Here is a 12,338-nt window from a genome sequence, read left to right on the forward strand (position 1 = left end):
GCGACTTATCTAGGACGCGGGGAGAAATGTGCGAGGCTGTCATGGCAGAGAAGCATACCGCCGATCCGGCAGAGATCATGCGGGCGACCGGTCATCCTGAGCTGGAATACGCCGCCGGCTGGACCATCGCCGGTCTCGTCACCATCGGCACCATCGTCGCCGCCTGGGTGTTTGCGATCTAGGCTACGGGAAACTGCAGCTCGAAGGCCGCGCCGGCGTTGGTCGGCTTGAGCCTGATCGAGCCGCCATGGCTCGCCATCACCGCGCGCGCAATCGCAAGGCCCATCCCGGTACCGCCTTGGTCGCGGCGGGTGGTGAAGAAGGCATCAAAGATCCTGTCGCGGTTCGGGGCCGAGATCGGCTCGCCGTCATTGCTGACCGTCACGAGCAGCGTCGTCCGCTCGTCGACCGCCTCCAGCCTGATCGTCCCGGCCTTGTGCCGCATAGCGTTATCGGCGAGGTGCGACAGCACGATCAGCGCCTTCTCCGAGGACATGCCGATGGTCCGGTCGAGGCTGCCGCTGGCTTCGATCGCGCTTGCCGGAAACCGGCTCCTGAGATCGGCGATTACCGGCGCAAGCTCGGTGCGCTCGTTCTGCGGCAGGCTCTCGGCGCGGGCGAGCTCGCGCAGCCGCTGCGCCATCGCCTCCAGCCGCTGGGTATCGGACAGGATGTTGGCGATGAACGTAGTCTGCTCGGCCGGGGTCAGGCTGCCAGCCTTGCCTTGCACCGAGTCCTGCAACAGCTCGGCCGCGCCCTTGATCGAGGTCAGCGGCGATTTCAGCTCGTGCGTGAGGTGGGCCGAGAACGTCGCGATATAGTCGGAGCGCCGTGCCAGTTGCTCGGCCATGCCGAGGAAGCTGTGCGAGAGCTGTGCGAACTCCCGCGTGCCGTAGTGCCGGAGCGGCCTGAAGGCTTCGCGGTCGCCGCGGCCGATCCGCGCGGCGCGGTCGATCAGTTCGCGCATCGGCCGCGTGATGGTGCGCGAGAATACGAGGCCGATCGCGATGGTGCCGAGGATGACGGCGAGCCCGGCCAACACGAACTTGCCGCGCTCCTGATAGAGATGGTCGAAGATATTGCTCGGCGTCCGCGTGGTGTAGATCACCCCCGCGACGCGGTTATTGACGATGACGGGCATCGCCGAGAACACGTGCACGCCGAGGCCGCGGCTGAAGGAATAGATCGGCGGCGGCGGCTTGTCCGGGACGCGGTTGCGCAAGGTGGCGCGGTACTGCCCGTGCAGCGCGTCCGCGACTTCCTCGATATGGGCGAGCGACTGCCCGACCTCCTGCCGTCCGGCGATCACCACGCCCTGCGGATCGAGGATACGAAAGCCGGCCAGCGTCACCTTCTGGGTCTCGCGGATGATCGGCGTCAGTTTTGCGCCGATCTCGACATAGGCGGCCTGCGCGGCTTGCGGCGCCGGCAGCGCATCGGGCCGCCGTCGTAGCAGGTCGTTGGCGGTGAGGTCGAGCGCGGGGCGGATCGGGGTGACCTGCTCGCCCGGATCGGGCAGCACGTTCGGCGGCACCTCGGCGCCGAGCGTGAGGCCGCTGTCGAGCCTCGCCGTGACCTCCTGCGCATAGATCGTCGCGAGCACGCGGCTCTGCGCGATCAGCTCGGCCTGGGTCTGGCGGATCAGCTGGTTGTCGTAGAGGCGAAAGAAGAACAGGCCGACCAGCGGCAGCACGCCGACCGTCGCCAGCACCGTGAAGATCACGAGGGTCAGCGACGGCCGCCACTTGTCGGGCGCCGCGCTCATGCCTCTTTCTCGCAGCGGCCGAGCTTGAAGCCGACGCCGTGGATGGTCTCGATCACGTTCTCGCAATTCAGCACGGCCAGCTTGGCGCGGATGTTGCGGATGTGACTGTCGATGGTGCGGTCGGAGACCTGGATGTTGAGCTGATAGGCCGCCCGCATCAGCTGCTCGCGGTTGAACACCGAGGTCGGCCGGGTCAGGAAGGCGCGCAGGATGCCGAACTCGATCGCGGTCAGCTTCAGGGGCGTGCCGGCAAAGGTCGCGACATGCTGCTCGGGATCGATCAGCAGGCCGCCCTGCACCAGCGCGGCCGGCCCGGCCTTGGCCTCGCCGTTGCGCGGGCTGAGGCGGCGCAGGATGACATTGACCCGCGCCACCAGCTCGCGAGGGCTGAACGGTTTTGTCACGTAATCGTCGCCGCCGATCTCGAGGCCGAGGATGCGGTCGATCTCCTCGTCGCGCGCCGACAGGAACAGGATCGGCACGTCCGAGCCCTTGCGGATCTCGCGGCACACGTCGAGGCCGTCGAACTCGGGCATGCCGATGTCGAGCACGATCAGGTCGGGCTTGTCGGCGGCAAAGCGGAGCAGCGCCTCCTTGCCGTCGCGGGCCTCGATCACGTCCATGCCGGCCTTCTTCAGGGCGACGCGGATGACCTCGCGGATGTGGCCTTCGTCGTCGACGATGAGAATGCGATGCGCCAAAAGAGTCTCCGCTCACCCCGCCGGCTGATTGCCGGGCTGGCCCTTGGCCTGCGCGTCGAGCCGGCGCTGCAGCCGCCAGCTCCGAAAGCCCCAGGCACGCCACGCCAGGTCCTGCCTCTGACTTTCTACAAGCCGGTCGCGACGTCCCGCAAGACAGTAATCGCCGCCGCGAAGCGCGATGACCTTGTCGATCGCAGGCAGTGCCTGTGGGCCCAAGGTGAGGAGGTAGTCGGCATCGATCTTCACGCCCGTGCCCCCCGTCTCGCTGCTGTGGCTCAGATTGTAGTCGGCAATGAATGCATCGAAGTTCACCAGCGCGGAACCATAGAGCACGATCGTTAACGCGATCAGGTTGGCGCCGACGAGCCACCGGTTGGACCGGTCGAGGGCGATGCGCGCGACGATCAGGATCAGTCCCAGCGCCACCAGTCCCATCCAGATGAAGGCCGCGATGCGCCAGTAGGTCAGCATGTAGACGTCGACATAGAGGTCGAGCCGAAGGATTGACGAGGCGACAAGCAGCACGTTCTGCCCGACCCAGAGATAGACCAGCGGCCGGATCACTCTGGATTTCTCGGCCGGGCCACCGGGGCGCATCGCGACCAGCACGAAGGCGGCAGCGAGCAGGGCCGTCACGATCAGCGGATAGGCACCGCGATGGGCGTACCACGCATAGGTCACGTTGTCGGGCAACGCCACATGGCCCCAGAGATAGATGCCGTCGAGCAAGGACTGCGCCGCGAACAGCAGGTTGAACAGGATCAGCGAGCGCAGGATGGTGGGGGCTCCCAGAAACTCGGCCGAGACCAAGGGCGGGAGCGGCGGCGGCACGGGGCCGTCGACCGCAGCCGGAATCACGACCTTGCGGCGCCGCCAGCGCACATGGATGAACGGCCAGACCAGCGCCAGCATCGTGATCCAGAACAGCACACGTGGGATGCTGACATAGTCGAGGATGACCTTCGGATTGAGCAGCGAGACCCACTGCTCGATCACGGGATTGGCGGCGGCAAACAGCGCGACGAACACGGTGCCGAGCGTCACCGGAAGTAGCCAGAGCGCGATGCCGCGGGTGAAGGCCGACATGTTGAAGACCTGGAGCGCCTCCGGGAAGAACCTGAAGGGGCCGATCAGGACAAGATTGCGCAGCGCGCGGGCGCGGTCGGCGAGCTCGGTCGTCTCCGGATTGGTCGCGAGCAGCAGAGCAATCGTCAGCGACGCCGTGAGGATCAGGAACGACAGGGTGTTGAGATCCTCGACGGCCGGCACGAGGCCGGCAACGAGAACGGCTGCGCCGATTCCCGCGCGCCGCAGATCGAGCGAGGCTTGATTGAACAGAACCGACAGGCACGCAACCGAGAGCGCAAAGAGCGTCAGCGACAGCCCGATCCGCTGGCCATAGAACAGCCAGTCCGCGAGCGCGGCCAGTGCCAGCGCGCAACCGAGCTTGGCGGGGATCGAGGAATGCCCCTCCCGCTGGATGTCCGCTGCGATCGTCGAAGCCAGGCTCGTCATGTCCAGAACACCTTTCGTGATGGGCGACATCACGAACTCTGAACGGCGCTTGTGCAGAAGGCGGGATCATCGTCTGCACGGTTTCAGGAGTCTTTTGCAGATTTCGTGCAGGCGCGCTTTTGCCTCTCGCTTAGCGGAGATCGCCTTGATAGGTGCGAAGCATTCATCGCCATCGCATGTGGTGCATCATGCAATTCCTTCGCCGTGTCGGTCTCATCCTGCTCTGGCTCGCCGTGCCCTTCTTCGCGTTCGTGGCCGCGAACAAGAACGATCCCTATCTGGTCCCACTGCGCGGCGGGGGAAACATCGCCCTTGTCGTCGCAAGCCTCCTGATCGTCATCGTCCTGCTGTGGAGAGGACGCTGGCGCAGCTTCGCGGGCAAGCTGCTCGTCATGCTGTGGTGCCTGCCGCCGCTGCTGATGTCCGCCGCGCATCTGAAATTCGAGCTGCGCAAGCGCGACGTCCTTGCCGCCAGCGCCACCGAAGCGCGGCGGCTCGGGCCGCACTTCATGGTCGGCTATTCCTCCTTTCCCGAGGTCGCGCGGCTTGCCGAGCAGGGCCTGATCGGCGGCGTCTATGTCACCCGCCACAACGTCCGCGGCCGGACCATCGAGGCGCTGCGCTCCGAGATCGCGGCGCTCCAGGACAAGCGGCGCGCGGCCGGTCTGCCGCCGCTGGTCGTCGCCGCGGACCAGGAAGGCGGCATCGTCGGGCATCTCGCGCCGCCGCTGACCAAGGTGCCGGCGCTCGCGAAGCTCACCGGGCTTGCGCCCGACGAGCAGCAGGCGAGGGCGGAAGAGTTCGGCCGCATCCACGGCCGTGAGCTTGCGGACCTCGGTGTCAATCTCAACCTCGCGCCGGTGCTCGACCTCAAGCCGCCGCAGCGGCGCAATCGTCTCGACTTCCACACGCTGATCGGCCAGCGCGCGATTGCGACCGATCCGGTCGTCGTCAGCACGATCGCCAGTGCCTATGTCCGCGGGCTGGAAGAAACAGGCGTCGGCGCCACGCTCAAGCATTTTCCCGGCATCGGCCGCGTGCGCACCGACACGCATCATTTCAGCGCCAGTCTCAACACGCCGGTGAAGGAGCTGGAGACAACCGACTGGCTTCCGTTCCGCGAGGTGCTGTCGCATTCGCGCAGCGCCCTCATGGTCGGCCATGTCACGCTCACCGCCGTCGATCCCGATCGCGCCGCATCGCATTCGAAGCAGGTCGTGCAGGGAATCATCAGGGACAAATGGGGTTACCAGGGCATGGTGATGACCGACGACCTCGTGATGGGCGCGATCTACCAGAACGACGTCTGCAAGGCCGTGGTCGAGGCGATCAATGCCGGCGTCGATCTGCTGCTGGTCGCCTATGACGGCGCGCAATTCTACCGGGTCTTTGCCTGTGCGCTGGAGGGATCGCGGCAGGGCAGGCTCGATGCGGCGATGCTGCATGCGAGCGCGGCGCGGCTTGAGCGCGGTTTTCCGACCGCGCAGGCACGCGTCTCGTCTGCCGCAATCAGCGTCGCGCGTCGCAACTAGCCCTTTGCGAACTGGCGGTAGTCCGGCTCGCGGTGAAACCAGAACTCGTAGCCGCTCACGCTCTTCTGCATGGCGACGTCGTGGATCGGCTGGTTGAGCGGAACGACGGGAACGTCGCGCATGCAAAGAGCGATGAAATCTCTCACCGTCTTGTCGTACTCCGCGCTATCGGCGGTGAAGCGCGCCTTGTCGATCAGCGCGTCCATCTCCTTGTTCTGGTAGGAGGAGATGTTGAAGATCGAGTTGTTGCCGTGGAAATTCCAGTAGAAGTAATACTCGGGATAATCGAGCCAGCCGCTGAAGCGGTTGAGCGCGAGCGGCAGCTCCTTCTTGTTCAGCGTCGTGCGCCAGTTTGCACCGGGAATCTTTTCGATTCCCGCTTTGATGCCGATCTTGGCGAGGCTCTCCTGGATCAGGATGGCGGTCGGCTCGCCGACGGTGGCCGTGCCCGTGTCCAGCGACAGCGTCGTTTCCAGACCGGATTCGAATCCCGCCTCCTTCATCAGAGCCTTGGCCTTGTCGAGATCGGTGACGTAAGGAAACGGCTGCGGCCAGACCGGTTTTGAGACGTCGGCCGCGCCGCCGTACATCGGAACGGCACGCCCGAAGAAGGCGCTGCTCTGGATCTGCTCATAGGGCATCGCCCAGGCGATGGCCTGGCGCAGCTTGACGTTATCGAACGGCGGCTTCGCCGTATTCAGCGCCACGTACCAGAGCGCGTTCGGGATCGGCACGCCCGAGACCTTGACCTTGCCCTCTCTAATGATCTGCTCGAAATCACGCGGCGCGAAGCCGCTCGAGATATCGGCGTCGCCGCGCTCCAGCATGGCACGCCGGGTGCCGGCGGAGGGGACGTCGCGAGCGATCACGCGCTTGATCTTCGGCAGCGGTCCGCTCTTCCAGTCGTCGAAGCGCGCCAGTACGGTCTCGCTGCCCGGCTTCCAGCTTTCGATCCGGTAGGCGCCGCCGCCCGCCTCGTTGGTCCTGAGCCAGGCCAGTGCCCAGGGATCTTCCGCCGTCGCGTTCTTCTTTGCGAGTTCGGAGTTGATGATGAAGGGCACGACCACGGCGACGTTGAACAGCAGCATCTTGTCCTTGCGGACATAGTCGATGCGGAAGGTGTGGTCGTCGACCACCACGAACTGCTCGGGCTTTTCAAGGGATCCCGCCGACATCTGGAAGGTCGGGAAGCCGCCGACCTTCACCGCGCGGTCGAACGACCATTTAACGTCTTTCGCCGTGACCGGCGTGCCGTCGTGGAATTTCGCGTCCTTGCGAAGCCTGAAGGTGCAGGACATGCCGTCGGCCGCGACCTCCCAGCCCTCGGCCAGCTCCGGCGCGAGCTTCTCGCGGTCGTACGAGACCGTCCCATCCGGCAGCGTCCTGGCGGCATAGGTCAGCAGGCGGTCGTAGCAATTCCAGGACAGGCCGTTCACGGTCTGGTTGGAGCCGACGCCCTGCATGTCCAGCGAGTTCGGCCCGAGCTCCTGCACCACCAGCAGCGTCTCGCCGCGACCCTGGGCCCAGGTAACACGCGGAGCCACGGCCGTCCCGGCGAGGCCGAGGCCGCCGAGGACCATTTGGCGGCGGCTCAAATCGAAAGACGATGCGCTCATGGGTGCCTCGCTGCTGAGAGAGTTGCACCATAAAGAGGCAAGGCCCATGCCATCAGCCGCGCTTCACGGCGTCGCATCATGTGGAGATCTGGCGAACTCCGCGGCGAGATAGTCGACCAGGGCGCGCACCTTGGGCGAAGGGCGTCGTCCGCTCGGAAACACGGCATGCACCTCGAGCGGTGGGAGCTTGTAGCCTCTGAGCAGCGGAACAAGCGTCCCGGCCTTGATCTCAGGGCCGGCCATGATCGGCGATGTGATCGCAATGCCCAATCCCGCCAGCACGCAAGCGAATACGCCGGGACCGGAATCGGTCGAGATGCGACCGCGGATGTCGACGGAGGTTTCGGCTCCGTTGCGGGTAAAGGACCAACTGGCGAGGCCGGACTGACCGGGGCCGAAGATGCAATCATGCGACGCGAGGTCCGTCGGTGTCTTCGGCGTGCCGCGCGCGGCGAGATAGGATGGTGATGCCACCACCAGGCGCGGCACCGACCCGAGACTTCTCGCACCGAATCCGGAATCAGTCAGCGCGCCGAGCCGAATGGCGACATCCGTACCCTCGGCCACGAGATCCTGCCGTTCGTCGGCCACGGACAGCTCGACGCGCAGCAAGGGATGCGCCGCGAGGAATTTCGGCAGGCGCGGGATGATGTTTCGGGCCCCGTACATGACGGGCATCGTGATGCGAATGGTGCCGCGCAGGGAGTCGATGCCGCGCGCGGCGTCCTCGGCATCCTCGATATCGGCCAGCACTTCACGTGCGCGGGTCAGGAACAGCGCGCCGGCATCGGTCACGGTGATGCGGCGCGTGGTCCGCAGCAGCAGCTTGACGCCAAGCCGGGTCTCCAATTCGCCGATGATGCGCGACACCGAGGGCTGCGACAGGCCGAGCTCGCGCGCGGCCTTCGAAAAGCTTCCGCTCTCCGCCGCTCGAACGAAAACGGCCAATTCCTGCAGACGGTCACTCATTTGAATTTCAAATAAATCTTGTCCGTATGGACCATATACCCCTTCATTTCCGGATGATCCAGATCAGGCGGGCCAACAGCAACCAATGGAGTTTCGCAATGGCCCTGCAAGACAAGCTCGATGCCTTCAAAGCCGATTTCGAAGGCGGACGTTTCCCGCTCAAGCCGACCAGGGAGGCGCTCGACACCATGCACCGCGCCACCGCCGAGCTGATCGCGAGCGGACAGGCGCAGCGCGCGAAGAAGGCCGGCGACCTTGCGCCCGACTTCATCCTGAACGACCCCGATGGCAAGCCCGTCGCCTCGCGCGACCTGCTGGCGAAGGGACCGCTGGTCGTATCGTTCTATCGCGGCGTCTGGTGCCCGTACTGCAACCTTGAGCTCCAGGCGCTTCAGGACACCCTGCCGGAGATCGCCGCACGCGGCGCCAGCCTCATTGCGATCTCGCCGCAGACCGCGCCGAACAGCCGCAAGTCCGAGCGCGACAACAAGCTGTCGTTCCCGATCCTCAGCGATGTCAGGAGCGAGGTCGCCGACGCCTTCGGCATCCGCTTCGCACTGCCTGCCGACCTCGTGGCGCTCTACAAGTCCTTCAAGAACGATCTGCCTGTTTTCAACGACGATCCGTCCTGGGTGCTGCCGATGCCGGCACGCTACGTGATCGGCCGCGACGGCGTCATCGCCTACGCTGAAGTGAACCCCGACTACACGCATCGCCCCGATCCGTCCGAGCTGCTGCCGGTGCTGGACCGGCTGCGTGCGGGCAAGGCGGCCTGAGCGCTACGGCGTCACCGCTCCGCGTGCAACCGCGCGCGGGGCGGTCAGCTCCTTCCAGGTCGAGTTCGCCACATGCACCGGCGAGAAGGCGGGACGTTCGACGTAGCGGCCGTCGCCGGCCTCGGCGCGCAAATCGCCCTGCTTCCAGACGAGGCGGCCGCGCGACAACGTCGCTGCCGGTCCGCCCGTGCAGGAAAAGCCCTCGAACACATTATAGTCGATCCGGCTCATCTGCCGCTTGGCGCTGATGGTCTTGGTCGACTTGGGATCCCACACCACGACGTCGGCATCAGAGCCGACGGCCACGGCTCCCTTGCGTGGATAGATGTTGAGAATGCGGGCGATGTTCGCCGAGGTCACCGCGACGAACTCTTCCTTGGTCAGCCGCCCCGTGGCGACGCCCGCGGTCCAGAGCAGCGCCAGCCGATCTTCGAGCCCGCCAGTGCCGTTCGGGATTTTCCTGAAATCGCCGAGCCCGAACCGCTTTTGCTCGGTCGTGAAGGCACAATGGTCGGTGGCGACGACCTGCAGCGAGCCGGATTGCAGGCCGGCCCAGAGACTGTCCTGGTGCGACTTGTCACGGAACGGCGGCGACATCACGCGCTGCGCGGAATGATCCCAGTCCTTGTTCTGGTACTCGCTCTCGTCGAGCAGCAGATGCTGGATCAGCGGCTCGCCATAGACGCGCTTTCCCGCCGCGCGCGCCCGCGCGATCGCCTCATGCGCCTCGCGGCAGCTGGCGTGCACGATATAGACCGGCGTGCCGGTCATGTCCGCGATCATGATGGCGCGGTTGGTGGCTTCGCCCTCGACCTCCGGCGGCCGTGAATAGGCATGGCCCTCGGGGCCGGTAACGCCGCGCGCGATCAGCGCCTCCTGCATCAGTGCGACGACGTCGCCGTTCTCGGCATGGACAACAGGCATCGCGCCGAGATGGGCGCAGCGCGCGAACGAGTTGTAGAGCTCGTCGTCGTTCACCATCAGCGCGCCCTTGTAGGCCATGAAATGCTTGAAGGTGTTGATGCCGTAGGTTCTGACCACGGTCTCCATCTCGTCATGGATCTGCTTCGACCACGACGTCACCGCCATGTGGAAGCCGTAGTCGCTCGCCGCCTTCTCGGATTTGTGCCGCCATTCCTGATAGGCCGCGAGCATGGATTGGCCGGGATCGGGCAGGCAGAAATCCACCACCATGGTGGTGCCGCCGGTGAGCGCCGCCTTGGTTCCCGACTCGAAATCGTCGGCGGTGACCGTGCCCATGAACGGCATTTCGAGATGGGTGTGCGGATCGATCCCGCCGGGGATGACATAGGCGCCGCCGGCATCGACGATCTCGGTACCCGTGGGCGCCTCGATCGACGGGCCCACCGCCACGATGGTCTCACCGTCGATCAGCACGTGCGCGCGGCGCGAATGATCGTGATTGACGACGGTGCCGCCGCGGATGAGGAGGGGCATGAGAGGCTCCGGGGAGAGGTGAGGGACGGCCGAAGGCTAAGCGCACGCCTTGCGATGCGACAGGCGAAATTTTAGTCAGCCGCCGCCGATCCCTTTCACGCCGCGCGCGCGGCCAGCCCGTCGATCATCGCGCGGACGAGGCTCGCGATCTCCTTGCGCAGTGCCGGCAGCGGCACTGCGACCAGCCTCTGCTCCAGCCCGAGCGCCACCATGCCGTGCACGGCGGAGAACAGGCTGCGTGCGGTGATGCCGAGCTGCTCCTGGCTGCGCCCGGGCAACAGCTGCGCCAGCGGATGATGGATGTGACGGAACAACTGCAGCTGGTCGTTGACGGACCAATCGGGAAGGACCTTGTCGGCCGCCATGCGGTGCTCGAACAGCGCGCGCCAGAGCTCGAGGTTGTCCGCGGCGAAATCGCAATAGGCAATGGCGATGCGGACCAGCGTCTCCGGTGGCGATGGGTCGCCCGCGCTTTCCGCCGCGCTGAGCGCTTGGTCGAGGCGATGCAGCGTGCGCGAACCGACCCGCAGCACGAGTTCGTCCACGTCGGCGACGAGATTGTAGACCGCGCCATTGGCGCAGCCGATCTCACGGGCCAAATCGCGGGTTTTCAGGCCCGGCAAGCCCCGCTCAGCGATCATCCGCTCGGCCGCCTGGATCAGGTCCGCCCGAAGTTTCGCTCGACGTTCCAAGGCCTTAGTCATCGCGCATTAAATTTTGAGCGTTGTTCAAAAATATATTGAACGATGTTCAAGTTTCCTGCTACAAAGCATTTGTGAGCATTGCTCATAAAACAGGGAGCTGCAGATGTTCAAGACCGTCGTGACGCTTTTCCGCGGCAGCGTGGCCGCCGCAGGCGAGGAGCTGGAGGACCGTACGGCCCTGCTGATCCTCGATCAGCAGATGCGCGATGCCGCCGCCGCGGTGGAGCGCAGCAAACGGACGCTGGCGCTGGCAATCGCGCAGGACCAGCAGGAAGGCCGCAAGCTCGAGACGACTAATGCCCGCATCGCCGATCTCGAGACCCGCGCGGTTGCCGCGCTCGATGGCGGCCGCGAGGATCTCGCCAAGGAAGCCGCCGAAGCCATCGCGGGTCTCGAAGCCGATCGTGATGCGGCGATGACGGCACGCGCGCTGTTCGCGACAGAGATCGCCAGGCTGAAGCGCCATGTCGCGACGGCGCAAGCCCGCATCACCGAGCTCGATCGCGGCCGGCGCCTCGCCCGCGCGTCGGAAGCCGTGCGCTCGCTCCGCCGCAGCGGCATCGAGGCGGCACGCCCTTACGAATCCACGCTGCCGGAAGCCGAGAACACCCTGAAGCGTCTGCGCGAGCGCCAGATGGAAGCCCAGGCTACCGACGACGCGCTGGTCGAGCTCGATGCGGCGACCGGACCGCTCGCCACCGCCGAGAGACTGGCCGAGCAGGGCTTCGGCCCTCGGCTCAAGACCACTGCGGACGATGTGCTGGCGCGGCTGAAGTCCAGGCGCACGCAGACGGCCTGATCTCAGTTCCATCCTTATTCGAACCAACAGGAGACGATCATGAATCAGAACGGGCAGCCCCATAGCAGCGCCTGGGTCACCTTCACCTACGTGTCTTTCGCAGCCTCCGCGTTCCTCGTCGCCATCGGCATCTTCTTCCTGCCGATCGATATGTGGATGAAGGGCTATCTCACCATGGGCATCGTGATGATGATCCAGACTTGCATCACCCTCACCAAGACGGTGCGCGACAATCACGAGAGCAGCCGGCTGGTGAACCGCATCGAGGATGCCAAGGCCGAGCGGCTGCTGATGGAGGTGTCCAAGGCGGCTTGAGGCGAGAACGCTCGCCTGAGTGACGGCTTGCAACATCGACGCGGTGGGTGCGGGAGCATCCACCGCGTTCGACGCGCATATCGCGCCTGCGAAATGCAACCGAGCCATGACGGATCGCGCGGGCGTGCGGCCTTGCGCAGCGGCGGCGGCCGGAGCACTCTGCGCAAGCGGCGCGAAGAACGTCGCCA

The 12,338-nt window shown here is 65.6% G+C and carries 12 protein-coding genes; 5 read left to right on the top strand and 7 right to left on the bottom strand.

Annotated elements, in window-relative coordinates:
* The first annotated feature begins 41 nt into the window (after positions 1-41).
* Positions 42-182, top strand: coding sequence for a hypothetical protein (locus A7X65_RS42655; RefSeq protein WP_007597071.1), 141 nt, complete (start codon positions 42-44; stop codon positions 180-182).
* On the opposite strand, the gene A7X65_RS18025 is transcribed toward A7X65_RS42655, so the two are convergent.
* Genes A7X65_RS18025 through A7X65_RS18035 form a run of 3 tightly spaced genes read right to left on the bottom strand, consistent with a single transcriptional unit; the run spans position 179 to position 3,981 of the window.
* Positions 179-1,765 carry an ATP-binding protein gene (locus A7X65_RS18025; RefSeq protein WP_063687029.1) on the bottom strand — a complete coding sequence of 529 codons (1,587 nt, stop codon included), beginning with the start codon at positions 1,763-1,765 and terminating at the stop codon, positions 179-181. The two genes, A7X65_RS42655 and A7X65_RS18025, sit on opposite strands and share 4 nt — an antisense overlap.
* Complete coding sequence (locus A7X65_RS18030; RefSeq protein WP_063687031.1) at positions 1,762-2,466, bottom strand: response regulator transcription factor; 705 nt, start codon at positions 2,464-2,466, stop codon at positions 1,762-1,764. Before A7X65_RS18030 ends, A7X65_RS18025 begins: the two co-directional genes overlap by 4 nt.
* 12 nt (positions 2,467-2,478) lie before the next feature.
* Positions 2,479-3,981, bottom strand: coding sequence for a DUF4153 domain-containing protein (locus A7X65_RS18035; RefSeq protein WP_063687785.1), 1,503 nt, complete (start codon positions 3,979-3,981; stop codon positions 2,479-2,481).
* A gap of 188 nt (positions 3,982-4,169) precedes the next feature.
* Between A7X65_RS18035 and A7X65_RS18040 the strand changes: the two genes are divergently transcribed.
* Positions 4,170-5,513: a glycoside hydrolase family 3 N-terminal domain-containing protein gene (locus tag A7X65_RS18040; protein ID WP_063687787.1), complete on the top strand. Its 1,344-nt coding sequence runs from the start codon at positions 4,170-4,172 to the stop codon at positions 5,511-5,513.
* On the opposite strand, the gene A7X65_RS18045 is transcribed toward A7X65_RS18040, so the two are convergent.
* Positions 5,510-7,129, bottom strand: coding sequence for an ABC transporter substrate-binding protein (locus A7X65_RS18045; protein ID WP_063687033.1), 1,620 nt, complete (start codon positions 7,127-7,129; stop codon positions 5,510-5,512). The genes A7X65_RS18040 and A7X65_RS18045 overlap by 4 nt on opposite strands.
* Before the next feature lie 63 nt (positions 7,130-7,192).
* The gene (locus A7X65_RS18050; protein WP_063687035.1) at positions 7,193-8,098 is read right to left on the bottom strand and encodes a LysR family transcriptional regulator; all 906 of its coding nucleotides are present in this window, start codon (positions 8,096-8,098) and stop codon (positions 7,193-7,195) included.
* Between the two features lie 98 nt (positions 8,099-8,196).
* On the opposite strand from A7X65_RS18050, the gene A7X65_RS18055 reads away from it, so the two are divergent.
* The gene (locus A7X65_RS18055) at positions 8,197-8,874 is read left to right on the top strand and encodes a peroxiredoxin-like family protein (RefSeq protein WP_063687789.1); all 678 of its coding nucleotides are present in this window, start codon (positions 8,197-8,199) and stop codon (positions 8,872-8,874) included.
* Between the two features lie 3 nt (positions 8,875-8,877).
* Here A7X65_RS18055 and hydA read toward each other — a convergent pair whose 3' ends face one another.
* Both hydA and A7X65_RS18065 read right to left on the bottom strand, forming a co-directional pair.
* Positions 8,878-10,332 carry a dihydropyrimidinase gene (hydA, locus tag A7X65_RS18060; RefSeq protein WP_063687037.1) on the bottom strand — a complete coding sequence of 485 codons (1,455 nt, stop codon included), beginning with the start codon at positions 10,330-10,332 and terminating at the stop codon, positions 8,878-8,880.
* A gap of 95 nt (positions 10,333-10,427) precedes the next feature.
* Positions 10,428-11,036: a TetR/AcrR family transcriptional regulator gene (locus A7X65_RS18065; protein WP_082884973.1), complete on the bottom strand. Its 609-nt coding sequence runs from the start codon at positions 11,034-11,036 to the stop codon at positions 10,428-10,430.
* Positions 11,037-11,139: 103 nt separating this feature from the next.
* Between A7X65_RS18065 and A7X65_RS18070 the strand changes: the two genes are divergently transcribed.
* Entirely contained in the window at positions 11,140-11,835 is a 696-nt protein-coding gene (locus A7X65_RS18070; RefSeq protein WP_063687041.1) for a PspA/IM30 family protein, read from the top strand.
* A gap of 39 nt (positions 11,836-11,874) precedes the next feature.
* On the top strand, positions 11,875-12,150 hold the full coding sequence (locus A7X65_RS18075; RefSeq protein ID WP_063687043.1) for a YiaA/YiaB family inner membrane protein: 276 nt from the start codon (positions 11,875-11,877) through the stop codon (positions 12,148-12,150).
* Positions 12,151-12,338: the final 188 nt, after the last annotated feature.

It is taken from the genome of Bradyrhizobium stylosanthis (genome assembly GCF_001641335.1).
Classification (GTDB): Bacteria; Pseudomonadota; Alphaproteobacteria; order Rhizobiales; family Xanthobacteraceae; genus Bradyrhizobium; species Bradyrhizobium stylosanthis.

Bases quoted from the DNA above. Each gene is read 5' to 3' on its own strand.
- A7X65_RS42655 (WP_007597071.1), top strand. From the start codon at position 42: ATGGCAGAGAAGCATACCGCCGATCCGGCAGAGATCATGCGGGCGACC.
- A7X65_RS18025 (WP_063687029.1), bottom strand. From the start codon at position 1,765: ATGAGCGCGGCGCCCGACAAGTGGCGGCCGTCGCTGACCCTCGTGATC.
- A7X65_RS18035 (WP_063687785.1), bottom strand. From the start codon at position 3,981: ATGACGAGCCTGGCTTCGACGATCGCAGCGGACATCCAGCGGGAGGGG.
- A7X65_RS18040 (WP_063687787.1), top strand. From the start codon at position 4,170: ATGCAATTCCTTCGCCGTGTCGGTCTCATCCTGCTCTGGCTCGCCGTG.
- A7X65_RS18045 (WP_063687033.1), bottom strand. From the start codon at position 7,129: ATGAGCGCATCGTCTTTCGATTTGAGCCGCCGCCAAATGGTCCTCGGC.
- A7X65_RS18050 (WP_063687035.1), bottom strand. From the start codon at position 8,098: ATGAGTGACCGTCTGCAGGAATTGGCCGTTTTCGTTCGAGCGGCGGAG.
- A7X65_RS18055 (WP_063687789.1), top strand. From the start codon at position 8,197: ATGGCCCTGCAAGACAAGCTCGATGCCTTCAAAGCCGATTTCGAAGGC.
- hydA (WP_063687037.1), bottom strand. From the start codon at position 10,332: ATGCCCCTCCTCATCCGCGGCGGCACCGTCGTCAATCACGATCATTCG.
- A7X65_RS18065 (WP_082884973.1), bottom strand. From the start codon at position 11,036: ATGACTAAGGCCTTGGAACGTCGAGCGAAACTTCGGGCGGACCTGATC.
- A7X65_RS18070 (WP_063687041.1), top strand. From the start codon at position 11,140: ATGTTCAAGACCGTCGTGACGCTTTTCCGCGGCAGCGTGGCCGCCGCA.
- A7X65_RS18075 (WP_063687043.1), top strand. From the start codon at position 11,875: ATGAATCAGAACGGGCAGCCCCATAGCAGCGCCTGGGTCACCTTCACC.